Genomic DNA, 24,782 nt, shown 5'->3' on the forward strand with positions numbered 1-24,782 from the left:
GAGGGCCGGGTTCAAGAGGGCTTTCCGCTGGGGGTCGTCGCGGTCTTCCCGCCGCCGTCTGGCTCCTCATGCATCGGGCAGACCCGGGCCCGGCCCTCCGTCACCCCGCCGAGCGGAATCAGAGCCCTCTAGTGACGGCCTTCCTCGGCCACGCCGTTCTCCAGGGGAGACGGCTGCACCAGGCCGTGGCCGCGCGGACGGTCACGCTCGCTCCTCGCCAGCGCGGCGGTGTCCGGGTAGTCGGTCACGAAGGCGTCCACTCCCAGTTCGAGGTGTGCCCGGTATTCGGCCAGCGCGTCACCGTGATCGGTCGGTACCGCGCCGCGCCGCAGCCCGAGCGGCAGGTACTGGTTCTCACTGCGGAAGGTGTACACCCCGATCTTCAACCCGGCCTTGTGCGCGTCGGCGACCAACGTGGTCGGCGTACCCGCGGAGCCGTCCGGGTTCAGCGGGATGGCCGATGACTTGTCCGGCCCGATCCACTTGGCGTACTTTGCGATCTTCGCAAGACCCTCGGGCTTCATCATGTCGGCATACGTCGTGGGATCCCCGCCCGCCTTCAGGTCGTACGGCTGGCCTGTGGTCCCCAGCGCCTGCCATAGCGGGACCTGCAGTTCCTGAGCCACTCGCTTCAGGCTCGACGGCTCGAACGACTGCACCACGACCGGTCCGTCAGGCCGGTTCAGCCCGTTGCGCTTGACCGTCTCGATCAGCGGCTCCTCCAGCGGCAGCCCGATGGACCTGAAGTAGGTCGGGTGCTTGGTCTCGGGGAACACGCCGACCGCCTGCCCGCGCTGCCGGGACAGCCGCTTGGCCAGGTCGAGCACCTCCTGGAACGTCATCACCTCGTAGTAGCCGTTGTAGACGGTGTTGCGCTGCCGGATCGCGGGCAGCCGCTCCACCGCGCGCAACGTCTTGAGCTCGGCCAGTGTGAAGTCCTCGGTGAACCACCCGGTCACGTTCCGCCCGTCGACGACCTTGGTGGTCTTGCGCGCGGCGAACTCGGGACGCAGGGACACGTCGGTGGTGCCGGAGATCTCGTTCTCGTGCCTGACGACCAGCACGTGGTCCTTGGTCGGCACCAGATCGGGCTCGATCCAGTCGGCGCCCATGGCCACGGCCAACTCGTAGCCGCCCGCGGTGTGTTCCGGGCGGTGCGCTGCGGCGCCGCGGTGGCCGATGACGACGGCCTGGCCGCGGACGCCCTTGTCCGCCGCCTCCGGCTGGGGTTCGGCGCCGGCGGTGCCGGTGCCCGCGACGGTGGCGACTACGGCGAGCGCCAACGCAGTGATCTTTCGCAAGTGAGACTCCCTGCGGCACCAGCACCGGAGACTCTCACCGGTCGATCACCGCGGCGATTATGGTAATGACCGAAATCCACCAACGGCTACACAGCAGTGAAATTTTCGGTGATTTGTTGAAGTAGCGGACATATGGGGCGGCTGAACGGAGATGGGGCCGCCGGTTCGGATGTGGTGGGCGCACTTCGCCTACACCGACCTGGAGCCCGTCTTCGAAGAGTGCCTGCGTGACCTGGTCGCCATCCTCGCCCTGGACCACTCTGACCAGCCGACCGCCTGAGACGTCGCCACGTCGCGCATGATCTTCGGCCGGCTGATGAGATCACCGTCCGAGGTAGGCGACCAACCGGTCTGCGAGTTCGTCCGGTCGGCTCAGGGCGAGGAGGTGGCCGCCGGGCATCTCGTCGATGTCGTGGATGCCCAGCCGTTCCCTGGCGATTCGACGCTGGAACTCCAGCGGGAAGAAACGGTCGTCGCGACCCTGCAGGAAACGGATCGGCACGTCCGGCCAGGCTGTCAACGGCCAGGGCCGGCTGAAGAGGGTGTCGAGCGCCGCGCCTTCGCCGACGAACGCCTGCTCCGTCACGTCCGGTGGAACGTCGTGGAAGAAGTCCGTTCGCAGGTCGAATTCGGGCGACCGGCCGTCCCGCTCGGCTTGCCGAACGCGAGCCTCGCTCTGACCGGTGTTGGCCCACCAGTCGCCGGGCGACTCGCCGGGCGTGGGAACCATCGGGTTGAGCAGCACCAGCAACTCCATCGGCAGCCGCTCGCAGACGAGCGGTGCGGTGTAGGCGCCCAGCGAATGGCCGACCAGAACCAGGTCGGTCCGGTCACGGAGCGCTTCGACGGCGGCGTCGGCGTACTCGGTCAGTCCTGCGGTGCCCGCCAGCGGGAGGTCGACTGCCACGGCGTCGTGGCCACGGCTGCGCAGGGCGGGCACGAGCAGATGCCAGAACCAGGCCCGGCCGTCGGCGCCTGGGATGAGTCCGAACGTCGTCATGGTCACCAGTCTCTCTCCGGACCGCGCGGGCCCAGTCGAGCAGGCTAGCCGACTACTCCGACATTCCCTGCGGTCATGGGAAACGGGCCGCCATGTCCTTAGCCGTGCGCTGTTTCGTCGCGAAGTCGCCGTCAGCGCGCACCGCGCGGCTTGCGCCAGGTCATCATCTCGGTCGCCGGAAGACGCTCCGCGAAGCGGTTGCCGGGTGCGGCCTGCCGCAGCACCGCGCGCAGGTCCCGCTCGAAGTCCTCCAGCCTGTCGCCGAAAAGATGAGGGGCGGAGTCGGACCGGGAGAACGTCCACGCCACGATGTCGTCCGCGGTGCGGTCGACCACCTCCCCGGCCGCCACGACATGTCGTTCGAAGTCGTCGAATCCGGCCCGCGCCAGGACCAGGTCCTCCCGGTTCGGCGTGCCGTTGACGGGCGTTCCCCGCCCCGCGCGGCGTACCGCGCCGAGGTACCGCCGCACCAGGTCGCCGATCTGCGCGTACGGGGGAGCGGGCAGCGGCGGTGGCGCCGGCTCGGCCGGCGGATCCTTTAGGTCGCTTATATGGACGAACGCGCCGCCCGGCTCCAGCATCTCCAGCACGGTCGCGGCGACACGATCCCGATCCGTCCAGTGGAAGGACTGGGCGAACACCACGACCCGGAACTCACCCAGACCGGCCGGCAGGTCCTCGGCGCGGGCGGCCACCCAACGCGCGTTGGTGACCCCGCGACGCCTGGCCTGTCGCTCGGCCTCGGCCAGCATGTCCTCATCCGGGTCGACGCCGATCGCCTCGGTGAAGAACCGCGTCAGGGCCAGCGTCACGGTGCCCGGCCCGCAGCCGACGTCGAGGAGCCGGCCCCGGCCGTCCAGGCCGAGGGCCGTGGCCAGCGTCTCGGCGAAGCCCGGAGCGTACGGCAGCCGGCCGCGCTGGTAGTGGGCGGCGCTTCCCTGGAACAGGGTGCGGTCCCACTGCCAACCATCTGGCATGTCAATCCTTATGGGGAGGTGGCGGTTGCGGGCGGGCAGCCCGGGTCCAGCCTGATTCTGGCCAGGTCCCTGTCCACCAGGGCCCAGGCGTGCCAGGAGCCGGGCTCGAACTGGAGCTGCGGGTTGGTGTGCCATTCGTCCCCCAGACCGGTGGCCAGCAGTCTGGCCCCGCCCTCGACGTCGGCGCCCAGCTCGTAGGCGTTCCCGCCGCCTCGGAACACGGAGGTGAAGACCTTGCCCCGGTGCACGGTCAGCTCGCCGTACCCGGACAGCATGCCCTGCCGCACGACCTGCCGCGTCGCCAGGTCCATGGCCATCCAGGCTCCGGAGTTGCGCTTGTAGGAGGCGTACAACAGGCCATCGTGCACCTTGATGTCCTGGAACGTACGGTGACCCGGCAGCGGGTCCACCTCCCACAGTTTCTTGCGGGTCTTCACGTCGAAGGCGGCGACCGAGGCGGACGTCCTGGTGGGCGTGACGCCGCCGCCGCCGAGCACGTCACCGCCCAGGTAGACGATGCCGCTCCGGCTGTCGAGCGACAGGCTCATCAGGCTCTGGTCGGTGATGACGTCCACGTACACGTCCATCTCGCCGGTGTCGGGGTCCACCACGGACAGCGCGCCCTTGAGTTTGGCCGACAGCGGGGCGGTGGCGACCAGGAGCTTGTCGGTACGCGGGTCGTACTCGATGTCCCACGGCCGCTGCTGGTCGTGGCCGAGGTAGCCGAGGGTGCGCACCTCGTCGGTGTGGATGTCGACGGAGACGATCCCACCGGTGGGATACATGGCGGCGTAGATCTTGTCGCCGCGCCGTACCATGGCCTTGGGCTCGCCCGGCACCCGGATCCTACGCTTCGCCCCGGTGCGCAGGTCACGGACCTCCATCGCGAAGTGACCGCCGACGTAGACGGCGCGATTGGGGACGAGCAGGATGCTCTGCGGCCGCTCGGCGCCCTGCGGCAGTCCGGCGTCGATCAGGTCGACGAACTCCGACGTGCCGGCGCGCGAATCCAGCCACCAGACGCCGCCGCTGCCCGCGAAGGCCAGCAGGGTGTTCTCATCCACGACGTGCAGCAGCCTGGTCTCGTCTCCCTGCGACGGCGGGTCGATGACCTTGGTCAGGGTGGTGTCGCCGGTCCGATAACGGTAGACGGTGCCGTCGGGGCGGGAGGCGGCGTAGACGGTGCCGTCGCTCGTAGGCGTGAGGGCGTCCAGGAGGCCCGAGTCCACGCGGACGCGCCGCAGATCCGTGCCGTCCTTGCGCACGTCGATCAGTTCGCCGCCGCTGGCGGCCAGCACCCGGTCGCCGTTGACCGCGACCACCCCGATGCTGGTGCCGCCTGCGGCCAGTTCCCGGACGGCGCCGCTCACGCGGTCGACGCGCATGAGGCGGCCCTTCTCCAGCAGGCCCGCGTAGGCGTATTCGGCGTCGGCCGCGACCGCACGCACATAGTGTTCGCCCGGGACGAGCACGTCGAACCTGCGGACGGCGCCCGTGCTCGGCACGTACTCCCACAACCGGCCGTCAGGGGAGGTGCCCGCGTAGAGCGTGCCGTCCGGGGCCGCCGCCAGGCTCCACACGAAGCCGCCGTTCGTGCCGAAGGAGTACAGGTGCCGCACTTCGCCGGTGGCGATGTCGAAGCTGTAGAGGTCGGGAACCGGATAGGTGCCGACATACACCTTGCCGCCGGATACCGCGACGGCCCACCCGCCCTCGGACTCCCCATCGGTCGGGACGTCGGGCAGGGTGGCGCTCCTGATGACCTTGCGGGTCTTCAGGTCGAACTCGGCGAGCAGGGGCGGCTTCGGGCCACGGGTCACGACATAGGCGCGGCCTTCGTGCACGGCGGCGCCGACGACGGCTCCGGTAACCGACGCCGGGCCGTACGTGCGCACCGCCGGTCCCGTGCAGCGCTCCGGCGCGGCGGCGGTGGCGGGCGGCGTCGCGATGAGCGCGGGTAGCAATCCCGCCACCACGGCGAGCAGGACTCGGAGCATGCCAGACCTCGCGTTCATTTGTGCTTGGTTATGGCCCAGACCGTAATCTTATGAGCACCCATGCGTCAACGGATACCCCGCGTACGCACGTATTTCAGCTAGTTTCCGAAACTTTCTGGAACGGCAATGACGTAGTTGCAGTTCAGTCGCATGTCAGGAAGTCGCTCTCCGAAACATTTCGAGCTGTTGATTGACATATTTCGAACCGATTTCCAGAATGATCGCTATCATCCCCCTGGAAGGGAGAGCCCCAGTGATCATCAGCTTGGGTCGCTCTACGATCCGTTCGAGGGTCGTCGCGCTTGCGGTAGCGGTGACGCTCTCGGTCGCCGGAGCGGCGACGGTAGCGCCCACGGAGGCCGCTGCGGCTGCCGGAGTTGAGAACGAGGGTGCCGACTGTGTGGTGCCCGCCCTGCCCGACGCAGGCTCCTTGCCTACCGACGCAAGGCTCCCCGATCCCTTCAGGAAGCTGGACGGCACGCGCATCTCCGCCAAGTCCGAGTGGCGGTGCCGACGGGAAGAGACCAAGAGGCTGGCGGAGAAGTTCGTCTACGGCGAGAAGCCCGGAAAGCCGACCGGCGTCACGGGCACGGTCTCGGGAAGCAGCATCACGGTGAACGTGAACCACAACGGCAGGAGCTCCAGCTTCTCGGCGAGCGTCTCACTGCCGAGTGGTTCCGGACCCTTCCCCGCCGTCGTCGTCCTGGGCGGATTCGGCGCGGACACGGCCGCCATCAGAGCGGCCGGTGCCGCCGTCATCAGCTACGACCCCTACGCGGTCGGGCGAGAGGGCACGCCGCGAAACAACAAACAAGGCGCGTTCTACAGCATCTACGGCTCCTCCAGCAGCACAGGGCTGCTCCTCGCCTGGAGCTGGGGGGTGAGCCGGATCATCGACGTCATCGAGCAGTCGAACGGCAGCATTCTCAAAGCGGACGCGACCGGCGTCACGGGCTGCTCGCGGTTCGGCAAGGGAGCCTTCGTGGCCGGTGCGTTCGATCAGCGCATCGCTTTGACCATGCCGATCGAGTCGGGCAGCGCCGGTGCTCCCATCTTCCGCGGGATCCCCGGGGAGGGCGCCCAGAGTCTGAGCAGCGCCTACGGCGAGCAGCCGTGGCTGGGCGACGCGTTCGGCTCCTTCACGAGCAGCCCGACCAGGCTGCCGGTGGACACACACCAAATGGTGGCCATGGTCGCGCCGCGTGGACTGTTCATCATGGACAACCCCCACATTGCGAATCTTGGTCCCAGGTCCGCGAGCGTGGCCGCCCTGGGCGGAGCGGAGGTCTACAAGGCGCTCGGCGCGGGGGAGAACATCACCTACTGGTCCGACATCCAGGACGGCAGCCACTGCGCCAACAGGTCCGAATGGAGGACCCCGTTGCAGCAGAACATCCAGAAGTTCCTGCTGAAGACGGGCAACGCCGCCGGCGCGATCAGGATCTCGTCCAGGGCGCAGGGCAATCTGTCCGAGTGGAGAGACTGGCAGACCCCGACCCTCAGCGACTCCGGCGACACCACCCCGCCGAGCACGCCGGGCACCCCGGCGGCGTCCGACGTGACCGCCACCAGCGCCACGCTTACCTGGGCCGCATCCACCGACCAGGGCGGTTCCGGCCTGGCCGGCTACAACGTCCACCGCGAACAGGGCGCCACCGACCCGCAACTCGGCCAGTCCACCACCAACTCGATCACCCTCACCGGGCTGACCGCGAACACCCAGTACCAGGTGTACGTGCGGGCGCGTGACGGCGCGGGCAACCTGTCCGGCAACTCGCAGCCGGTCACGTTCACCACGACCACCGGCGGTGGCGACACCTCGCCGCCGACGGCCCCGGCCGGCTTGGCGGCCTCGGGAACCACGGCCACGGGCACGACCCTGAGCTGGACGGCCTCGACGGACGACAACGGCGTCGCCGGCTACGACATCCTGCGCGCGCCCGGCGCGAGCGGTGGCACGTTCACCCAGGTCGGCACCTCGACCACGACCTCGTACGGCGACACGGGCCTGACCCCGAGCACCACCTACCGCTACCAGGTCAGGGCACGGGACGCCGCGGGCAACACCTCGCCGGTCTCGAACACCGCGGAGGCCACCACCCAGCCCGGCACGTCCACCGGAACCTGCACGGCCGTTCCGACCGTGCAGACCCAGTGGGCCACCGGGTACGTCATCCAGCCGCTGACCATCACCAACACCGGAACCTCGACGATCACCGGATGGACGGTCTCCCTCACGCTGCCGGCCGGGCACACGCTGACCGGCTCGTGGAACAGCGCCGTCACCGTCAGCGGGCAGACCGTGACCATCAAGAACGTCGGCCACAACGGCACCCTCGCCCCCGGAGCCGCCACCGCCAGCGTCGGTTTCCAGGCGACCCGCCCGAACGGCAACACGGCACTCCCGTCCGGATACACCTGCGCCTGACAGCCGGCACTCCCCGGCCCACCCACCGCTCCCCAGCGTGGGTGGGCGCCCCTACTGGGACTGCGCGCCCCGCACGATCATCCTCCTCCCAGTACGCGCTCGTCCGGCCGCCGCCGGGGAGTAGGAGAATCTCGTGCGTCCTGGTAGCCCCCTTGAGCGCCGCGGTGATCTGCGCCAAGGTCGGCGTGGCCGGCAGTGCCAGGGCATCGGGAGAGGTCGTCAGAACCTCAAACGCAGTCGGCCGTGGCTCGTGCGTTCCAGCTCCGCGCCCCGCGTACGAGGCCGGACGTGGCAGCGATGCTGATCATTGGGTCACCTTCTGGAGGAACTCGGTCACGTTGACCGCAGTCCTGTCGATCTTTTCTTCGAGCGTGAGGGACTCGGGCATCAGCCCACCGGGTCCGACGTCCTTCTTGCCGCGCAGGTAGAGGGAGCAGGCCAGGTCGGTGCAGATGTAGGCGCCCACCGAGTTGCCGCTGCCACCGGGACGGCGGGCGGTCATCAGCGACACGCCGTCGCCGGTGTGCGTGGTCAGGCAGAGCGAGCACATGCTGCGCCGTACGTGTCCGGCATGCGGGTTGGCCCGTCGCAGCGCCACCCCGACCAGCTTGTCGTCGCGCTCGGCGACCAGGTAGGCGCGACCCGGCGACGAAAGGTCCTGCCAGCCCAGGAAGTCCAGGTCGTCCCATGGCCGGGTGTCCAGGTCCCTGGGTACGGCAAGGCGTTTGACCTCGCCCTTGGTGCAGTTGACGAACGAGGCGCGGATCTCGCGCTCGACAATTGATCTCATAGTTATAAAACTAGCTAGATGAGTCTAGGACGGCAATTGATATATATAATCCTAGAGGTCCTAGGCAGGAAGGATGGCGCATGGCACGTGCTGGAGTGACGATCGCCCGGCTGGCCGAGGCGGCGGCAGAACTGGCCGACGAGGTGGGGCTGGAGAACGTGACGGTCTCGGAGCTGGCGCGCAGGTTCGGCGTGAAGGACGCCAGCCTGTACTCGCACCTCGCGAACGCGCACGAGCTGCGGGTTCGGGTGGCCGTGCTGGCCCTGGCCGAGCTCGCCGACCGGGTCGCGGCGGCGCTGGCGGGGCGGGCGGGCAAGGACGCGCTGGTCGCCTTCGCCAACGCCTACCGCGACTACGCCAAAGAGCATCCGGGCAGGTTCACGGCAATGCAGGTCGAACTCGACCCGGAGACCGCGAAGGCGAGCGCGGCGCGACGGCACTCGGACATGACGCGGGCGATCCTGCGCGGCTACTCGCTGGTGGAGCCCGATCAGACCGATGCGGTCCGTTTGCTGGGCAGTACGATCCACGGGTTCGTGAGCCTGGAACAGGCAGGCGGCTTCCGCCATCATCCACGCGGCGCGGACGAATCCTGGGGCCGGGTGCTCGACACGCTCGACGTCGCGCTCCGCAACTGGCCGACGCATGCCGCTGATCCGACATGAGCCGCACACCCTGACACGCGGTCGCGACAACGGCCGATCACGCGGCCCCCTGCCGAAGAGAGGCTCCGGGCCGTCAACCAGGCGCGACCCCAATACCTGGTTGACCGACCGTTACGAAACGCGGATGGACGAAGAGGCGGAGATGCTGCGCACACCGCCGAGAGCTGCTGACCGGCTTGGAGAATGGGCCGCCATCGCCAAGCGGGACTGGAGCGACTGCCCGCCATGCTACGGTCCGGTCATGATTCAAGAGCGATCAACAGGACCGACCGGCTTCGGGTAGCGCGCCAGGAGATACCTGGCGGTGCTACCAGGGGGCCCCATGTCCCGCACTGCCCATCACATTTTCCTCTCCCGCTTTCGCTTCGACACCGGCGGAAGGTCGGGCAATCCTTGGCGATCGGTCAAGATCGTCGATCTGCGTTACAGCGCCGCATGCCTCCGGGAGGCGCAACGGGCCGGTGACCGACCACGCCCGATCCCCGTCCACCGCAAGGTCGACGTCTATTCCTGGGCCAGGGCCGATCCCCGTGACCGGTCGGTATCGCAATGGGCCAGGCACCAGGAGCGCCAGGCACGCCAACGCCTACGGCTGACACTCGAAGCGATCCGCCGGAGCGTCGGCGCCACGATCGACGGCCGGCTCGCCGTCGAGGCAGCCGATGATCTCGAAGTCCATCCTGCGCGGCACCGGCGCGACGCCATCTGGCTGTACTGACAGAGGGACACCACGTGCTCCGCCCTGGTGGGCCTGGGCGGGCCGGTGGTGCCCGGCACGCTGCGCGACCCCGCACGTTCAGGCGTGCCCCGGATAGGCGAGCCGGTCCTGGCCGACCCGGTTGACAGTGCCGCAGGGCGACGATGAAGGGCTGGATCCGGCGGGGCCGGCCGACTTCTTGAAGTCCCGCCGCCTGCTTTGCCATTCCAGCAAAGAAATTTGTCAGATTTACCGTGCTCGGCAGACAGTGGGGGCCTTCAGGAGAACCACAGGAGGGCACGTGATGGACGCGAAGTACGACGTGGTCGTCGTGGGCGGCGGGGCCGCGGGGCTGAGCGGGGCGCTGACCCTGGGCCGGGCGCGCCGTTCGGTACTGGTGATCGACGCGGGACGGCCGCGCAACGCGCCGGCCGACGGGGTCCACACCTACCTCGCCCGCGAGGGCACGCCGCCCGCCGAGTTGCTCGCCGCCGGGCGGGCTGAGGTGGCCGGGTACGGCGGCGAGATCGTCACCGGCGAGGTCACCGGGGCTGAGCGCCTGGAGGACGGGACCTTCCGCGTGGCGCTCGACGACGGGGCCACGATCCTGGCCGACCGGTTGCTGGTGACCACCGGCCTGACCGATGAGCTGCCCGAGGTGCCCGGCCTGGCGGAGCGGTGGGGGCGCGAGGTGCTGCACTGCCCGTACTGCCATGGCTGGGAAGTGCGCGACCAGGCGATCGGTGTGCTGGGCAGCGGGCCGTTCGCGGTCCACCAGGCGCTGATGTGGCGGCAGTGGAGCGAGGACGTCACCCTCTTCCTGCACACCGCACCCCGCCTCGGCGGCGAAGAGCGCGAACGGCTCGCCGCCCGCGGAGTCACCGTGGTCGAGGGGCCTGTCGCCGGCCTGGAGGTCAGCGGCGACCGCCTGACCGGGGTGGCGCTGGCGGACGGCCGGGTGGTCGGCTGCCGCGCCCTCGCGGTCACCCCCCGCTTCACCGCCCGCGCCGGCGTCCTGGCCGGTCTGGGTCTGGAGGCGGAGGAGCAGGAGAAGGACGGGCACGTGATCGGCACCCGGGTGGCCGCCGACCCGTCAGGGGCGACGCGAGTGCCCGGGGTGTGGGTGGCCGGGAACGTGGCGAACGTGACCGAGCAGGTCATCGGCGCGGCGGCGGCGGGTGTGCGCGCCGCCGTGGCCATCAACGCGGACCTGATGGAGGTGGAGATCCGCCGCGCGGTCGCCGCCCGCCGCGCCGCCGCCCAGCCCCATGGCCAGGACGGGGCGACCTCCAACGAGGAGATCTGGAACGCCCGCTACAGCGAGAGCGAGCGGATCTGGAGCGGTGACCCGAACGCCATGCTGGTGCGGGCGGTCTCCGGCCTGGAGCCGGGCCGCGCTCTCGACCTGGGCTGCGGCGAGGGGGGCGACGCGATCTGGCTTGCCCGGCAGGACTGGTGGGTGACCGCCACCGACATCTCCGGCGTCGCACTCGAACGCGCGGCGAAGCTCGCGGCGGACGCCGAGGTCGGCGAGCGCGTCGACTGGCAGCGGCATGACCTGGCGCGTTCCTTCCCCGAAGGAACCTTCGACCTCGTCACGGCCTCCTTCCTGTACTCCATGCACGAGATGCCGCGCGAGACGATCCTGCGAACCGCCGCGGCGGCCGTCGCCCCGGGTGGTGTGCTGCTGATCCTCGGGCACGCGGGCAGGCCGTCCTGGGAGCGCGACGACCACCACGTCCTGGACCTCCCGACCCCGCGGGAGGTGCTCGACGCGCTCGAACTCCCCGCCGGTCAATGGGAGGTGCAACTCTGCGAGGAGTACGAGCGCGTTCAGAACGACCCCGACGGAAGGCCAGGAGTCCGCACGGACAACGTGGTGAAGGTGCGGCGCAAGCTCACCTGACGGGGACGGCCGAGAAAGGGGCCGGATCCCGGCGCTGAGCGCGCGACTTCACGTTGTTCCTTTCTCGGCCCGGGGGTGGATCTATCGATGGAGATCCGGTCGGGTCGCCGATTCGGCTGTCGGGTCAGTTGCCGATGTTTGCCTGCGGGCCGGCGTAGGTCCGTAGGAGGTTCGGTACGTCGGCCGCCGGGTCGAGGGTGTAGGAGTAGAAGCTCCTGGGGTTGAACGCGGTGCCCTTCTCCTTCACCTTGCCGCTGCCCCAGGTGCTGTTGACCACGATGTTGCCGCGCTGCACCAGCTCGCCGGCTTCGACGTAGTAGGGGTCCTTCACGGTGTCGTAGTAGCTGTTCTCGATGACCGCCTTCGTCTTGCCGCGCACGAAGTTGCCGTACCCGCTGATGTTCTGCAGGTAGTTGTTGTACATGTGCAGGTTGGCGATGTTGTCCGCGCTGGGGTTGCGCGAGTTGGTGTTCTGGAACCAGTTGTGGTGGATCGTGATCTGCGACGTGACGTTGTCGGTCCAGCCGATGCCGAAGGTCTTGTTGTTCTCGACGAAGTGATTCCACGAGACGGTGAGGTTCGTGGTGTCCTTGCGGCTGTCCAGGAGACCGTCGTTCATCCTGGTCAGCCGGTTGTGGTCGATCCAGATGTGATCGGCGGTGTCGATCTGGACGGCGTCGTAGTCGTAGGAGTCGTCGCCGGGGTCGTCGTCGGGCATGCGGGTGTCGCGGATGGTCAGGTTGCGGATGATCACATTGCTGACGCCGGCCTTGAGGAAGAAGCCGCCGCCGACGATCTCGCCGCCGGTGCCGACGCCGACGACGGTCTTGTTCGAACCGACGCGCAGCTCCGTGCCCTTCGGGCTGATGTTGATCCGGCCCGCGACCTTGATGATGTACGGCTCGGCGGCCGTCACGTATCTGTTGAGGTCGGCCTGTGTGGTGACCGTGACGGTCTGGCCACCCGCGCCGCCGGTGGTGGCGCCGTGGCCGTTGCCGGGCAGGGCGGCGAAGCCGTCAGGAGTGGACGGCCAGGATCGCGCTGCGGTGGCGACCCCACCGGCGGGCGACGCGACCGTGGCGACGGCGACGGAGGCGAGCAACGGCAGGGTCGCCGCCGCGGCCAGTGCGGTGACTCTGCTGCGCGTGGGCCTGAATGTCTTCACGACGTTCTGTTCCTTCCTGTGGGGGCAACCTGGGGATCCGTCAGGTTGGTCGATCCGGAACTCGGCGTGACAGGGTTGCGGCCCGCCGAGCGCCGCAGGTCCCTCCGGAAGGCGTCCTGGGGTTCGGAGCGGACGCCGACGTGTTGGGGCAGGGGACAGGGACCAGCGGAGACGGTGGCGGAGACGCGGTGCCGTGCAGGTGCGGTCGGCCCGGGAGCCGACGCGTCATCGCAGTCGGCGGCCAGGGCGCCGCACCCGGGTTGTGAGGGCGTGAATCCCGGCGATGCCCTCGCGTGATCGGGATGCGCCCTCACTGTAGGTAGCGGCCTAATTAGAGTCAATGGCTTTCGGTTATCTATTTGTTTCATGGGTTGACGTAAAGCGAAACCCCGTCGTAACGTGACCTTCAACCTCAGACGTTGCACTGCCACCGCAGGTCAACGTCAGGGGAGACGCGCATGGTCGCTGCGTGTGCGGTGCCCGGCTCAATCTCCCAGTCGGCTTACGCGCGAAGGTCACACCGTCGTGACCTGACTCCCACCGCTGCGCTCGCAGTCCGGGTGACCCGACCGTCACCCGGCGCGCTGCCGCAGACGGCAGCGGACCGTACAGCTCCTGGCCTGTCCCGCCCCCGGCAGGGTGCGGCCCCTCCACCCCCCACCGTCGGCTCGCCGGCGTTCTCGCGAAGGGATTGCGTCCAGATGACCGATGGACCCGCTCGAATTGCCCGGACGGCGTTGAGCCGCAGGGACCTGGTGAAAATGGCCGGGTTAACTGGCCTTGGCCTGGGTCTGGCCGCGTGTGGCCGTGGATTCGGCGGGGGCGGCGACGGATCCGGGGGCGGAGCCGTACAGCTGAACATGGTCTGGTGGGGCGACGCCGCCCGGGCGCAGAAGACGCAGGCGGCGCTGGACATCTTCAAGAAGGAGAACCCCGGCGTCACGGTCAAGACCGAGTATCAGGACAGCGGCCCGTACAAGGACAAGCTGGCGACCCGCTTCGCCGCGGGCGATCCGCCGGATCTGATGATGATGCGCATGGACAGCCTGCGCGAGTACGCCGACCGGGGAGCGCTGCTCGACCTCAACGCGCACAGCGGAGCCGTCGACCTCTCCGGGCTGAGCGAGGGCGCCCGGTCGCTCTCGACCGTCGGGAACAAGAGCTTCGGCATCCCCTCCGGCCTGAACACCATCGGCTTCGTCGTCAACAAGACCATGACCGAGAAGTACGGCGTGCAGGTTCCGGACGGCGACACCTGGGGCTGGGAGGACCTGGCCGCATTCGCGCGAGAGATCTCCAAGGCCGGCGGCGGGAAGGTCTACGGCACCGGATTCGACGCCGACACCATGGCCAACGTCATCACGTTCACCCGCCAGCGGGGTGAGGAGTTCTTCACCACGGACGGCAAGCTGGGCGTCAGCGAGGCCACGATCATCGCCTGGTTCGAGATGATCGGGGCGATGCGGGAGGAGGGCGGCTACCCGCCGGCCGGGTTCTTCGAGAACGTGGGCTCCTCGGCCGAGCAGTCGTACCTGGCCAAGGGCATGGTCGCGTCGCAGATCATTCCCACCAACAACTTCCTGGCCTACAACGCCGCGGCCGGCGGCAACCTGGCCCTGCTCCGGATGCCCGGCGAGACCACCGGGAAGAGGCGCGGGCAGTCGATCGACACCCCGGCGCTGTGGTCGATCGCGGCCGAGTCCAAGCATTCCGCCGAGGCGCTGAAGCTGCTCGACTTCCTCATCAACGATCCGGACGCCTCCAGGGCGACCGGCACGACCCGGGGCGTGCCGGCCAACACGAAGGTGGCCGCCGAGATCAAGTCGGCCCTGCCGCCCGACGATCAGGTCGCCACCGAGTATCTCGTCCAACTGCAGAAGGAGGAACTGCCGCGCGCCTACGCCTATCCGCCGGGCGCCAGCGGCATCGCCTCCAACCTGGAGTCGATCGCCGCCGAGGTCGAGTTCAAGCGGCAGACCCCGCAGCAGGCCGCCAAGGCGATCCTTGACGCGGGCAGGAAGGCGCTCGGCGGGTGACGTACGTGAGCAGGCCGCCGGGAGCGGATGGCGCGCCGGTCCTGGACCCGCCGATCCCGAGCACGCCGGCACACCCGGCCCGGCATGCCGAGCCGGGCCGCGGGCGGTCCAAGCCGCACCAGGACCGGGCCGGCTATCTGTTCCTGCTGCCCTGGTTCATCGGGATGCTGTTCACCGTCATCCCGTTCTTCGCCTCGCTGTATCTGGCGTTCACCGACTACAACCTCCTCAACGCGCCGAAGTGGATCGGGCTGGACAACTTCGCGGAGATGCTCCGCGACCCGCTGCTGCACCAGTCGCTGAAGGTCACCTTCGTCTACACGTTCGTGTCGGTGCCGCTGTCCCTGGTCGCGGCGCTGGGAGTGGCGATGCTCCTCAACCGCGGCGTCCGGGGCCTGCCGGTCTACCGGGCGATCTTCTACCTGCCGTCGCTGCTCGGCGGCAGCGTCGCCGTCGTCCTGCTGTGGCGTTACATCTTCGGCCTCGACGGCGTCGTGAACGGATTCCTCGGCTGGTTCGGCATCGAGGGGCCCGGCTGGACATCCGACCCGGGTTACTCCCTCACCACGCTGATCGTCCTGCACGTCTGGACCTTCGGCTCGCCCATGGTGATCTTCCTGGCCGGGCTGCGCCAGATCCCGGTCATCTACTACGAGGCCGCCGCCATCGACGGCGCGTCGCCGTGGCGGCGCTTTTGTTCCATCACCCTGCCGCTGCTGAGCCCGATCATCTTCTTCAACCTGATCCAGTCCCTGATCTCGTCCTTTCAGACCTTCACCCAGGGCTACGTCATGAGCGGCGGCCCGGCGAACTCCACGCTGTTCTACAACCTGTACCTCTACCAGCGAGGATTCTCCCAGTTCGACATGGGCTACGCCTCGGCCATGGCCTGGATGCTGCTGGTGATCATCGCGGCGTTCACCGCGATCAACTTTCTGGCCGCGAAGTACTGGGTCTTCTACGACAACTGAGGTCACGCCATGCCGATCGCCAACCCGGCCCCGCCCGAGGAATCCTTCGTCGAGCGCGTGGGCAAGACCCGCCGGTCCCGGTACACCAAGCACGTGCTGCTCTGCCTGGTCGGAGCGGTCATGATGTATCCACTGCTCTGGATGGTCTCCAGCTCGGTCAAGCCCAACGAGCTGATCTTCACCGACCTGTCGTTGTGGCCGGCCAAGTGGGACCTGGGCAACTACATCGACGGCTGGACCGCGCTGGAGCAGCCGTTCACCGTTTACCTGGTCAACTCGTTCGTGATCGTCGTGTTGAGCATCGTCGGGAACCTGGTGTCCTGCTCGCTGGCGGCGTACGGCTTCGCCCGGTTGCGGTTCACCGGCCGCAAGCTGTTCTTCACCCTGATGCTCGGCACCATGATGCTGCCCGGTCACGTGCTGCTCGTGCCGCAGTACATCGTCTTCGCCAAGCTGGGCTGGCTCAACACCTACTACCCGCTGCTGGTGCCCAACTTCCTGGCCACCAACGCGTTCTACATCTTCCTGATGGTGCAGTTCATGCGCGCCCTGCCCAAGGAGCTCGACGACGCCGCCCGCATCGACGGCTGCGGGCCGTTCCGCACCTTCTGGAAAGTGATCATGCCGTTGTGCCTGCCCGCGTTCGCCACCACGGCGATCTTCACGTTCATCTCGGTGTGGAACGAGTTCTTCGGGCCGCTGATCTATCTGACCGACTCCGAGCTGTACACGGTGCCGCTGGCTCTGCGGCAGTTCATCGACTCGGAAGGCCAGTCGCAGTGGGGGCAGATGTTCGCCATGTCGTTCCTGTCTCTCGCCCCGGTCATCGGGTTCTTCATCGCCGGCCAGAAATACCTGGTCAAGGGCATCGCCACCACCGGCTTGAAATAGCTCTCGGAGGACTTCCCGCTCATGTCACAGCACCAGGGAACGGCCGGGCGCCGGTACGCGTTCGTCGGCACCGGTTCGCGCGCCCGCATGTATCTGGAGGCGCTCCTCGGTCCGTACGCCGACCTCGGGCACCCGGTGGCGTTCTGCGACACCAATGAGGTGCGCATGTCGTACTACGACCACCTGGTCGCCGAGGCCCGGCCGGATCTGCGGATCTCGCACCACCAGGACGGCGAGTTCGGCCAGATGCTCGCGCGGGAGCGGCCCGACGTGGTCGTCGTCACCTCACCGGACGCCACGCACGCCGAGTACGTCAGCCGAGCGCTGCGCCACGGTGCGGACGTGGTGGTGGAGAAACCGCTGACCGTCGACGTCGCCGGGCTGCGGCAGATCCAGGACGCGCTCGCCGTGAGTACGGCGGAGCTGACCGTCACCTTCAACTACCGCTACTCACCGCGGAACACCCTGGTCCGGCGGCTCATCGCCGACGGCGCCATCGGCGAGGTCACCTCGGTGGCGTTCGAGTGGTGCCTGGACACCGTGCACGGCGCCGACTACTTCCGCCGGTGGCATCGTGACAAAGCCGTCTCCGGCGGCCTGCTGGTGCACAAGGCGACCCACCACTTCGACCTGGTCAACTGGTGGCTGGCCGACACGCCCACCGTCGTGTTCGCCCGCGGCGGCCTGCGGTTCTACGGGGCGGACAACGCCCGCAGGCGCGGACTGGGACCCCGCCCGGAGCGCAGCAGGGACGCCGTCGGAGCAGCGGACCCGTTCGCGCTCGACATCATCGCCGACGACCGGCTGCGCCGGCTCTACCACGACGGCGAACACCTGGACGGCTACAGCCGCGACCGCGACGTCTTCTCCGACGGCATCACGATCGAGGACAACCTCAACGTCGTGGTCGGCTACCGTCGCGGCGCGTCGATGTCGTACACCCTGCACGCGCACAGCCCGTGGGAGGGGTACCGCGTCGCGATCAACGGAACCGAGGGGCGCATCGAACTCGACGTCGTCGAGCGTGCGCACGTCGAGCCCACCGCGACCGGTGTGACGATCGGTACCGCCACCGCCGCTCGCACCGCGTCCCCCATCGCGGACCCCGGCGCCGTCACGGGCGGCCACGGCGACGGGCAGGGACAACCGCGTTCGCGGGGGACGCGGCTGCTTCTGCAACGCCATTGGGAGCCCGCCCGGCTGGTGCCGATCCCCACCGCCCAGGGCGGGCACGGCGGGGGCGACGTGATGCTGCTCGACGACGTGTTCCGCGGCCCCACCGGGGACCCGCTGCGCCGGCAGGCCGGGTTCGCCGACGGCGTCGCGAGCGTCATGGTCGGCATCGCGGGCAACGAGTCGCTGCGCACCGGGAAGGCCGTGTGCCTCGACGACCTCGGGGTGTCGCCGGCCCCGTGACCGATCGCCGCTGAGCAGCGCCGCCAGCACGTGGAACGCCCGCTGATCTCGAACCTGGGGACATCGAGAATTGTCGTACGCTCAACAGGGACAGCGTCCTGGGGGAGAGACCTTCGGCCTCATCGAGGCGGAGAGAGGCGGCGATACGATCATGCGTGCTCCCGGCGCACATCCGGTGCTCGCCGACCAGCCACCCGGCGTCGCCGTACTCCGTCTGCGGGGACACGACGTCGCCCGGTACGTATGGGAGCCCGACCTGCCCCTGTCCACGTCCCCGCGGCCCTACCTGCATCCCGTGCGCACGCTGGCCGGGGTCACCGTCACCGACGCCGCACCCGACTCGCATCCCCACCAGTTCGGGATCAGCGTCGCGTTCCCCGAGCTCGACGGGCGCAACTTCTGGGGCGGACGCAGCTTCGTCGCGGGTCATGGCCCGGCCTGGCTCGACAACCACGGCACGCAACGCCACCAACGGTGGACGCGCCGCACGAACACCGAGCGGGCCCACGCCATCCGGTGGATCGGCGCCCAGGAGGCGACGCTGTTGCAGGAGCGACGCTCGATCACCTGGCGGTGGGTGAACGAGACCGCCTGGTCGCTCGGCATCCGGACCCGCCTCACCAACGTCGCCGAGCGGCCGCTGACGTTCCGCAGCCCGGCCGCGCTGGGCCGGGTCGGCGCCGGTTACGGCGGCATCTTCTGGCGCGGGCCCGCCGTCTCCGGAGCAGCCCGGGTCCTCAGCCCGGCCGGTGCGGACCTCCACCACGTCCACGGTCGCACCGCCGACTGGATCGCCATCACCGGCGCCGACCGCGACGACCGTCCCTGGACGACGCTCTTCACACCCGCGGACGAGGCCACCGCGCAGGACAGGTGGTTCGTCCGCGCCCGCGACTACCTCGGCGTCTGCTCGTCGTTGACCTGGGACGAGCCGTTCGTGCTCGCTCCGGGCGAGAGCATCGACAGGCACGTCGTCGCGGTGCTGGCCGACGGCGCGCTGTCCGCCGCGACCGCCGCCGAACTCGCCGCCACCGCCCGGTCGGCGACATGACCGGAATCATCCGGCCGAGCCGTCCCCGGCAACCCGAAAGACCCGTCCGGCAGGAGAACCTGCGCAGCCTCAACCTCGAACTGGTCTTCCGCAACATCCTCGCCGCCGGACACCCGGTCTCCCGCACCGAGCTGGCCACGATCACCGGTCTGACTCGCCCCACCATCACGCGTATCGCCGAGGAACTCCTGGCCGGGCAGCTCATCACCGAGACGGGCCTGACCCACAACGGGCGCGCGGGCCGGCCCCGGGTCGGCCTGACCCTGTCCGAGAAGGGGCCGGCCGGGCTGGGGCTCGACATCCGCGCCGACGCCCTGGCGGCCTGCGTCGTCGACCTCACCGGCACCGTCCGCCACCTGGCGTTCACCCCTTCGACGTACGCCGGACGGGGTGCCCCCGACGTGCTGACCCGCCTGGCACACATGGCCCATGCCGCGATGGAGGCGATGACCGCGGACGGCCTCACCGTCGTCACCGCCACCCTCGCCGTCCCCGGGCCCGTGCACGCCGGCATCGTGCAGTCCGCGCCTGAGCTCGGCTGGCGCAACGTCGACGCCGGGGCACTGCTGCGCAGCGCCATGGACCACCTCGACCTGGCGATCACCGTCGACAACCAGGCGAACCTCGCCGCGCTCGGCGAGCTCTACGCCAGCGACAACACGCTCGACAGCTTCGTCTACGTCTCCGGCGGGCTGGGCATCGGCGCCGGCATCGTCCTGGACGGGCAGCTCATGCGCGGCGCCCGCGGCTGGAGCGGCGAGCTCGGGCACGTCACGGTGTACCCCGACGGCAAGCCCTGCCCGTGCGGCTCACGCGGCTGCCTGCAAACCTACGCCAGCCTCCCGGCGATCCTCAGCGACGAGCCCGCGCCCGCCGGCAGCACCCCCGACGCCGCCATCACCGGCCGGGCCGAGGCCGGAAGCCCCACCACGATCGCCGCACTCGACACCGCGGGCACCACGCTGGGCATCGCCCTGGCCGACATGCTCAACATCCTCGACATCGACACCGTTCTGCTGGGCGGGAGCTTCTCCCTCCTGGCGTCCTGGCTCACCGCGAACGCCAGAGCGGAGATCGACCAGCGCGTCCTCAGCGCCGCATGGGCGCCCATCACGATCCGCCCGGCCCTGCTCGGCCCGGACGCCGCCGTCATCGGCGCCGCCCTGACGTCCATCGACCAGATCAGGCAGCACCCGACCGACTGGCTGGCCCGCCAGCCGTCCCGATCACGACACGCCGCCCCGGCTTCGCCGGCCTGAGCGCCGAACACCCGGCGTCAGTGCCCGCCGAAGTATCGGTGGACGAGTTCGGCGCCGATGCGGGCGAGTTCGTGCTGGACCGAGGGTGGTTCGATGACTTCGATCATCGTGCCCCAGCCGGCCAGGTGGCGGGCGATGTCCAGCGGGGTCGGGGCGGCGAGACGGACCCGGACGCGCCCTTCGCCGGCCTCGCCGTCGGGGTGGCAATGCCGGCCGAACTGGTTGCGCAGGACCGGCACGAACCGCTCCTCGATGAGCACGGTCGCCCAGACGCGGGAACGGCGCCGCTCGATCTCGGTGACGATCTCCTGCCAGGCGGCGGCGAGGGTGAAGTCGTCGGGGCGTTCGGCGGGTTGGTCGGTCGGTTCGGCCTGGGTGATCCGGTCGACGCGGAAGGTTCGCCGTCCTCGGTCGGTTCCGGCGAGGAGGTACCAGATGTCGTCCTTGTCGATCAGGCCCCACGGGTCGACCAGCCGCTCTGTCCGTTCCCCGGCGCGGCCGGAGTAGGTCAGGCGGACCTTGCGACGGCGGATCACGGCGGTCTGCAGCAGGTCGACCGTCGCGGGCCGGGGACGGTCGCGCTCGCCCCACCGGGTGGGGTCGATCATCGTCGCGTCGGTGGCGGCCTCGGCGTCGGCCCGGAAGGTCCGGGGGAGGGCCCGTACGAGCTTGCGGAGCGCCGCTTTGGCCTCGGCCGAGACCGCCGCGGCGGGGCCTACGAGCAGGAACAGCGCTTTGGCCTCGACCGCGGTCAGGCCGCTGAGGTCGGTACGGGCGCCGCCGACGAGAGACCAGCCGCCACCGCGTCCCGGCTGCGGATAGACCGGGACGCCCGCCGTGGACAGCGCCTCCAGATCCCGGCGGGCGGTGGCGACGGACACCTCGAGTTCGGCGGCCAGTTCGGCCGCGGTCACCCGGCCGCGGACCTGCATCAGCAGCAGGACGGCCACGAGACGGTCAGCGCGCATGGCCCTGATTTTGCGGAAAAGTGCTCACAAGATGAGCACTTTAGATCGGAGTATGGAAGATGTCACCCACTGAGAGCGAAGGAATCATCATGCTGCGAGGCCTCACCACCGTCGTCCTCTTCGCCGCCGACGTCACCGCCGCCGCCCGCTGGTACACCGAACTGCTCGGCGTCGAGCCGTACTTCGTCCGCCCCGTCGACGGGCCGCCCGCCTACATCGAGTTCCGCATCGGCGACTACCAGCACGAGCTCGGCCTGCTCGACAGCCGTTTCGCCCCCCACCCCCGGCCGGAGGCGGCCGGCGGCGTGGTGACCTACTGGCACGTGGACGATGTCGAGACCGCCTTCGAGCGGCTGCTGACCATGGGCGCCACGGCACACGACAAGCCGATCGAGCGCGGCCCCGGCTTCGTCACCGCCTCCGTGATCGACCCCTTCGGCAACATTCTCGGCGTCATGTACAACCAGCATTACCTCGATGTCCTGGGCCGGTGACGCCGCGGCCGTGGCAGTCGCGCACGGCGGGCGGGCGGGCCGAGGCCGCGCCGGGGCCGGGGGCGGTGTTCAGGGTGTGGTTGCCGCGCTGAAGGTGAGCGGGCGAGTGAGGTCGGCCCGCAGGACGAGGTCCACGAACGCGTCGCCGGCCTCGGTGTTCACCCGGGGCACGTTCAGCGCAGCCGCGGCGCTCTGACGACCCGCGATCTTCGGTGCCGCCTTGCCACCCTGCGTTCCGCAGCCTGTGGCGGGTGGCGCGGAGCCGGGTGAAACGTCTTGACGACCTTCTGGCCGCTTGACGAGAATCGATGCCCGTCCATCTGTGAACGCCCTCCCAGGACTGAGGAGAGGGGTCAGCGCATGCCGCTCGCCATAGATCGAGACCAGCAGCTCATTCTCGCCCACCGGGAGAACTTCTTCGGAAAGCCGACCGGTCCCAGCACCGTTTCCTGGGATTACACGGGCCAGGCGCACCAGGTCAGACGTCCCGAGGATGGGCACCCCGCCAGGCAGTGGCAGGTCGGCTGCGGGGTGTGCGGCAAGCGCCTGGAGTTCACCGTGCACAGCGTCCAGGCCACCCGCCGCCGTCAGGCGGTCCGGCGTGCCTGGGCGTGGGCGGGACTCGCCGTCCTGGTGGGCAGCGTGGCGGGCTGCTTCGTGATCGGCGGTGACGCCCTGCCGTTCCTCATCGCGGCCGCCGTGGTCGGAGCCGCGATCGGCTGGTACGTCGGCGTGGCGGCAGCCGACCAGATGGGCGTCACCGGACACGGCGCGGGCATGCCGATCGTCGCCAAGCACGCGGTGACACTGGTCGAGTCCCGGCCCGCGGACCGGCCGGAACTCGTCTGCGAGAAGTGCGGCCACCAGGAGGAGACCCCCTTCGGAAGCCACTACCGGAAGGGCTGGCTGGACAAGCAGCACCAGGCGGCCAAGGAGCGGATGGACGCCCACACCTGCCGCGGGTCCTGACCGCGCGTGGGGTGATCGAGGACGGGCGAGGTCGGCGCGGGGATAACACAATGGTCGTTGTTTCTCTTATGGCACCGATCGTGGACAATGTCCTGCTTTCTTTCGATAATTCGTTAAATCTGCTGCTCGCGAGCTCTATCGCCGCCGCCACGTAAACCCTCCGCCACTGCCCGGTGGACCTCGCGCACCCGGGCGACAGAAGGGTCACCCCCCATGAAACGAACCCCACGCCTGCTGGTGCCGGCAGTAGCCCTACTGCTGGCGGCCCTGGGCGTCCTCGTCATGCAGACGTCGGCCAACGCCGCCAACCTCCTCGCCAATCCGGGCCTTGAGACGGGAACCCTCTCGCCGTGGTCCTGCGCCGGTGGGCTGGGGTCGGTGGTCGACTCCCCGGCCCACTCCGGGACGAAGGCCCTCGCCGGCGCGGCGAGCGGCTCCGACACCGCCCAGTGCACCCAGTCGGTGACCGTACGGCCGAGCACCGCCTACACGCTGACCGCCTGGGTCCGCGGCTCCTACGTCTACCTCGGCGTGACCGGCGGCGCGTCCCGCTGGACCTCGTCGGCGACGACGTACACCCAGCTCACCGTCCCCTTCACCACCGCGGCCGGTCAGACCACCGCCGTGGTCTACCTGCACGGCTGGTACGGGCAGGGCACCTACTACGCCGATGACATCAGCTTCGACGGGCCCGGAAACCCCCCGACCCCGACCCCGACCGTGACCCCGACCGTGACCCCGACCGTGACCGTGACCCCGACCGTGACGCCCACGCCCACGCCGACGGAAAGCACCTGCGCGGTGAAGTCGCGGCCGGCGGGCAAGGTCCTCCAGGGCTACTGGGAGAACTGGGACGGCGCGGTGAACGGCGTGCACCCGCCGCTCGGCTGGATTCCGATCACCGACTCCCGCATCCGGGCCCACGGCTACAACGTGATCAACGCGGCGTTCCCCGTCATCCGCTCCGACGGCACCGTCCTGTGGGAGGACGGCATGGACGCCACCGTGAAGGTCGCCACCCCGGCCGAGATGTGCCAGGCCAAGGCCGCCGGCATGACGATCCTGATGTCCATCGGCGGGGCGACCGCCGGCATCGACCTCAGCTCCAGCGCCGTCGCCGACCGCTTCGTCGCGACCGTGGTGCCGATTCTCAAGCGGTACAACTTCGACGGCATCGACATCGACATCGAGACCGGCCTCGTCGGCAACGGCACCATCACCCAGCTGTCCCCGTCCCAGGCCAACCTCATCCGCATCATCGACGGCGTGCTCGCCCAGATGCCCGCCAACTTCGGCCTGACCATGGCCCCCGAGACGGCGTACGTGACCGGCGGCAGCGTCGTCTACGGCTCGATCTGGGGCGCGTACCTGCCGATCGTCAAGAAGTACGCCGACAACGGCCGCCTCTGGTGGCTGAACATGCAGTACTACAACGGCAGCATGTACGGCTGCTCCGGCGACTCCTACGCCGCGGGCACGGTCCAGGGATTCACCGCCCAGACCACCTGCCTGAACAACGGCCTCGTCATCCAGGGCACCACGATCAAGGTCCCCTACGACAAGCAGGTCCCCGGCCTGCCCGCCCAGCCCGGAGCCGGCGGCGGCCACATGTCGCCCGGCCTGGTGTCCCAGAGCTGGAACGGCTTCGGCGGCAGCCTCAAGGGTTTGATGACCTGGTCCATCAACTGGGATGGATCGAAGGGCTGGACCTTCGGCGACAACGTCAGGGCACTGCAAGGCCGCTAGCCGTACGCCTGGGCACTGCAAGGCCGCCGGCCGTACGCCCGGGGTCGCTCCCTGA

21 protein-coding genes are annotated in these 24,782 nt (G+C 69.4%); 14 read left to right on the forward strand and 7 right to left on the reverse strand.

The window, feature by feature from the left end; genetic code table 11:
* Positions 1-128: 128 nt before the first annotated feature.
* On the reverse strand, positions 129-1,301 hold the full coding sequence (locus MBA17_RS39390) for a glycerophosphodiester phosphodiesterase (RefSeq protein ID WP_238502812.1): 1,173 nt from the start codon (positions 1,299-1,301) through the stop codon (positions 129-131).
* A gap of 151 nt (positions 1,302-1,452) precedes the next feature.
* Between MBA17_RS39390 and MBA17_RS49945 the strand changes: the two genes are divergently transcribed.
* Positions 1,453-1,581 carry a hypothetical protein gene (locus MBA17_RS49945; protein WP_274386655.1) on the forward strand — a complete coding sequence of 43 codons (129 nt, stop codon included), beginning with the start codon at positions 1,453-1,455 and terminating at the stop codon, positions 1,579-1,581.
* Positions 1,582-1,623: 42 nt separating this feature from the next.
* On the opposite strand, the gene MBA17_RS39395 is transcribed toward MBA17_RS49945, so the two are convergent.
* The 3 genes from MBA17_RS39395 to MBA17_RS39405 form a co-directional block, all read right to left on the reverse strand.
* Positions 1,624-2,301: an alpha/beta fold hydrolase gene (locus tag MBA17_RS39395; protein WP_238502813.1), complete on the reverse strand. Its 678-nt coding sequence runs from the start codon at positions 2,299-2,301 to the stop codon at positions 1,624-1,626.
* Between the two features lie 131 nt (positions 2,302-2,432).
* Positions 2,433-3,278 carry a class I SAM-dependent methyltransferase gene (locus MBA17_RS39400; RefSeq protein WP_238502814.1) on the reverse strand — a complete coding sequence of 282 codons (846 nt, stop codon included), beginning with the start codon at positions 3,276-3,278 and terminating at the stop codon, positions 2,433-2,435.
* A gap of 8 nt (positions 3,279-3,286) precedes the next feature.
* The gene (locus MBA17_RS39405) at positions 3,287-5,293 is read right to left on the reverse strand and encodes a PQQ-binding-like beta-propeller repeat protein (protein ID WP_238502815.1); all 2,007 of its coding nucleotides are present in this window, start codon (positions 5,291-5,293) and stop codon (positions 3,287-3,289) included.
* A 412-nt stretch (positions 5,294-5,705) separates the two neighbouring features.
* Here MBA17_RS39405 and MBA17_RS39410 point away from each other — a divergent pair, with 412 nt between their 5' ends.
* The gene (locus tag MBA17_RS39410) at positions 5,706-7,703 is read left to right on the forward strand and encodes a fibronectin type III domain-containing protein (protein WP_238502816.1); all 1,998 of its coding nucleotides are present in this window, start codon (positions 5,706-5,708) and stop codon (positions 7,701-7,703) included.
* 304 nt (positions 7,704-8,007) lie between these two features.
* On the opposite strand, the gene MBA17_RS39415 is transcribed toward MBA17_RS39410, so the two are convergent.
* Positions 8,008-8,493, reverse strand: coding sequence for an FBP domain-containing protein (locus MBA17_RS39415; RefSeq protein ID WP_238502817.1), 486 nt, complete (start codon positions 8,491-8,493; stop codon positions 8,008-8,010).
* An 80-nt stretch (positions 8,494-8,573) separates the two neighbouring features.
* On the opposite strand from MBA17_RS39415, the gene MBA17_RS39420 reads away from it, so the two are divergent.
* From MBA17_RS39420 to MBA17_RS50745, 3 genes are all read left to right on the forward strand, one after another.
* Positions 8,574-9,158: a TetR/AcrR family transcriptional regulator gene (locus tag MBA17_RS39420; RefSeq protein WP_238502818.1), complete on the forward strand. Its 585-nt coding sequence runs from the start codon at positions 8,574-8,576 to the stop codon at positions 9,156-9,158.
* A 322-nt stretch (positions 9,159-9,480) separates the two neighbouring features.
* The gene (locus MBA17_RS39425) at positions 9,481-9,876 is read left to right on the forward strand and encodes a hypothetical protein (protein WP_238502819.1); all 396 of its coding nucleotides are present in this window, start codon (positions 9,481-9,483) and stop codon (positions 9,874-9,876) included.
* A 283-nt stretch (positions 9,877-10,159) separates the two neighbouring features.
* A complete protein-coding gene (locus MBA17_RS50745; protein ID WP_455432943.1) occupies positions 10,160-11,761 on the forward strand; it encodes an FAD-dependent oxidoreductase in 1,602 nt (533 codons plus the stop codon).
* Positions 11,762-11,885: 124 nt separating this feature from the next.
* Here the strand turns inward: MBA17_RS50745 and MBA17_RS39440 are convergent, their stop codons facing one another.
* Entirely contained in the window at positions 11,886-12,926 is a 1,041-nt protein-coding gene (locus MBA17_RS39440) for a pectate lyase family protein (RefSeq protein WP_238502820.1), read from the reverse strand.
* 761 nt (positions 12,927-13,687) lie between these two features.
* Here MBA17_RS39440 and MBA17_RS39445 point away from each other — a divergent pair.
* The 6 genes from MBA17_RS39445 (at position 13,688) to MBA17_RS39470 (ending at position 20,550) form a co-directional block, all read left to right on the forward strand.
* Complete coding sequence (locus MBA17_RS39445) at positions 13,688-14,962, forward strand: ABC transporter substrate-binding protein (RefSeq protein ID WP_238502821.1); 1,275 nt, start codon at positions 13,688-13,690, stop codon at positions 14,960-14,962.
* The gene (locus tag MBA17_RS39450; RefSeq protein ID WP_455432942.1) at positions 14,959-15,933 is read left to right on the forward strand and encodes a carbohydrate ABC transporter permease; all 975 of its coding nucleotides are present in this window, start codon (positions 14,959-14,961) and stop codon (positions 15,931-15,933) included. The genes MBA17_RS39445 and MBA17_RS39450 overlap by 4 nt, the downstream gene beginning before the upstream one ends.
* Before the next feature lie 120 nt (positions 15,934-16,053).
* Complete coding sequence (locus MBA17_RS39455; protein WP_238502881.1) at positions 16,054-16,824, forward strand: carbohydrate ABC transporter permease; 771 nt, start codon at positions 16,054-16,056, stop codon at positions 16,822-16,824.
* Positions 16,825-16,845: 21 nt separating this feature from the next.
* Complete coding sequence (locus MBA17_RS39460) at positions 16,846-18,240, forward strand: Gfo/Idh/MocA family oxidoreductase (protein ID WP_238502822.1); 1,395 nt, start codon at positions 16,846-16,848, stop codon at positions 18,238-18,240.
* Between the two features lie 151 nt (positions 18,241-18,391).
* On the forward strand, positions 18,392-19,291 hold the full coding sequence (locus MBA17_RS39465) for a DUF6807 domain-containing protein (protein WP_238502823.1): 900 nt from the start codon (positions 18,392-18,394) through the stop codon (positions 19,289-19,291).
* Positions 19,288-20,550 (forward strand): ROK family protein, encoded by a 1,263-nt coding sequence (locus tag MBA17_RS39470; RefSeq protein ID WP_238502825.1) that lies wholly within the window; start codon positions 19,288-19,290, stop codon positions 20,548-20,550. Before MBA17_RS39465 ends, MBA17_RS39470 begins: the two co-directional genes overlap by 4 nt.
* A 17-nt stretch (positions 20,551-20,567) precedes the next feature.
* On the opposite strand, the gene MBA17_RS39475 is transcribed toward MBA17_RS39470, so the two are convergent.
* A complete protein-coding gene (locus MBA17_RS39475; protein ID WP_238502827.1) occupies positions 20,568-21,518 on the reverse strand; it encodes a helix-turn-helix transcriptional regulator in 951 nt (316 codons plus the stop codon).
* Between the two features lie 89 nt (positions 21,519-21,607).
* On the opposite strand from MBA17_RS39475, the gene MBA17_RS39480 reads away from it, so the two are divergent.
* The 3 genes from MBA17_RS39480 to MBA17_RS39490 all read left to right on the forward strand — a co-directional run bounded on the left by MBA17_RS39480 (position 21,608) and on the right by MBA17_RS39490 (position 24,727).
* On the forward strand, positions 21,608-22,012 hold the full coding sequence (locus MBA17_RS39480) for a VOC family protein (protein WP_238502829.1): 405 nt from the start codon (positions 21,608-21,610) through the stop codon (positions 22,010-22,012).
* Positions 22,013-22,372: 360 nt separating this feature from the next.
* Positions 22,373-22,981 (forward strand): hypothetical protein, encoded by a 609-nt coding sequence (locus MBA17_RS39485; RefSeq protein WP_238502831.1) that lies wholly within the window; start codon positions 22,373-22,375, stop codon positions 22,979-22,981.
* Positions 22,982-23,194: 213 nt separating this feature from the next.
* On the forward strand, positions 23,195-24,727 hold the full coding sequence (locus MBA17_RS39490) for a glycosyl hydrolase family 18 protein (RefSeq protein ID WP_238502833.1): 1,533 nt from the start codon (positions 23,195-23,197) through the stop codon (positions 24,725-24,727).
* Positions 24,728-24,782 lie beyond the last annotated feature (55 nt).

Origin of the sequence: Dolomitihabitans soli (assembly GCF_022213955.1) — a bacterium.
GTDB lineage: Bacteria > Actinomycetota > Actinomycetes > Streptosporangiales > Streptosporangiaceae > Streptosporangium_A > Streptosporangium_A soli.

Excerpts from the sequence above, each read along its gene's own strand:
- MBA17_RS39465 (WP_238502823.1), top strand. The coding sequence starts at position 18,392 with ATGCGTGCTCCCGGCGCACATCCGGTGCTCGCCGACCAGCCACCCGGC.
- MBA17_RS39480 (WP_238502829.1), top strand. The coding sequence starts at position 21,608 with ATGCTGCGAGGCCTCACCACCGTCGTCCTCTTCGCCGCCGACGTCACC.
- MBA17_RS39470 (WP_238502825.1), top strand. The coding sequence starts at position 19,288 with ATGACCGGAATCATCCGGCCGAGCCGTCCCCGGCAACCCGAAAGACCC.
- MBA17_RS39415 (WP_238502817.1), bottom strand. The coding sequence starts at position 8,493 with ATGAGATCAATTGTCGAGCGCGAGATCCGCGCCTCGTTCGTCAACTGC.
- MBA17_RS39455 (WP_238502881.1), top strand. The coding sequence starts at position 16,054 with ATGATGTATCCACTGCTCTGGATGGTCTCCAGCTCGGTCAAGCCCAAC.
- MBA17_RS39475 (WP_238502827.1), bottom strand. The coding sequence starts at position 21,518 with ATGCGCGCTGACCGTCTCGTGGCCGTCCTGCTGCTGATGCAGGTCCGC.
- MBA17_RS39445 (WP_238502821.1), top strand. The coding sequence starts at position 13,688 with ATGGCCGGGTTAACTGGCCTTGGCCTGGGTCTGGCCGCGTGTGGCCGT.
- MBA17_RS39405 (WP_238502815.1), bottom strand. The coding sequence starts at position 5,293 with ATGAACGCGAGGTCTGGCATGCTCCGAGTCCTGCTCGCCGTGGTGGCG.
- MBA17_RS39485 (WP_238502831.1), top strand. The coding sequence starts at position 22,373 with ATGCCGCTCGCCATAGATCGAGACCAGCAGCTCATTCTCGCCCACCGG.
- MBA17_RS50745 (WP_455432943.1), top strand. The coding sequence starts at position 10,160 with ATGGACGCGAAGTACGACGTGGTCGTCGTGGGCGGCGGGGCCGCGGGG.
- MBA17_RS39400 (WP_238502814.1), bottom strand. The coding sequence starts at position 3,278 with ATGCCAGATGGTTGGCAGTGGGACCGCACCCTGTTCCAGGGAAGCGCC.
- MBA17_RS39490 (WP_238502833.1), top strand. The coding sequence starts at position 23,195 with ATGAAACGAACCCCACGCCTGCTGGTGCCGGCAGTAGCCCTACTGCTG.
- MBA17_RS49945 (WP_274386655.1), top strand. The coding sequence starts at position 1,453 with ATGGGGCCGCCGGTTCGGATGTGGTGGGCGCACTTCGCCTACACCGAC.
- MBA17_RS39425 (WP_238502819.1), top strand. The coding sequence starts at position 9,481 with ATGTCCCGCACTGCCCATCACATTTTCCTCTCCCGCTTTCGCTTCGAC.
- MBA17_RS39420 (WP_238502818.1), top strand. The coding sequence starts at position 8,574 with ATGGCACGTGCTGGAGTGACGATCGCCCGGCTGGCCGAGGCGGCGGCA.
- MBA17_RS39460 (WP_238502822.1), top strand. The coding sequence starts at position 16,846 with ATGTCACAGCACCAGGGAACGGCCGGGCGCCGGTACGCGTTCGTCGGC.
- MBA17_RS39395 (WP_238502813.1), bottom strand. The coding sequence starts at position 2,301 with ATGACGACGTTCGGACTCATCCCAGGCGCCGACGGCCGGGCCTGGTTC.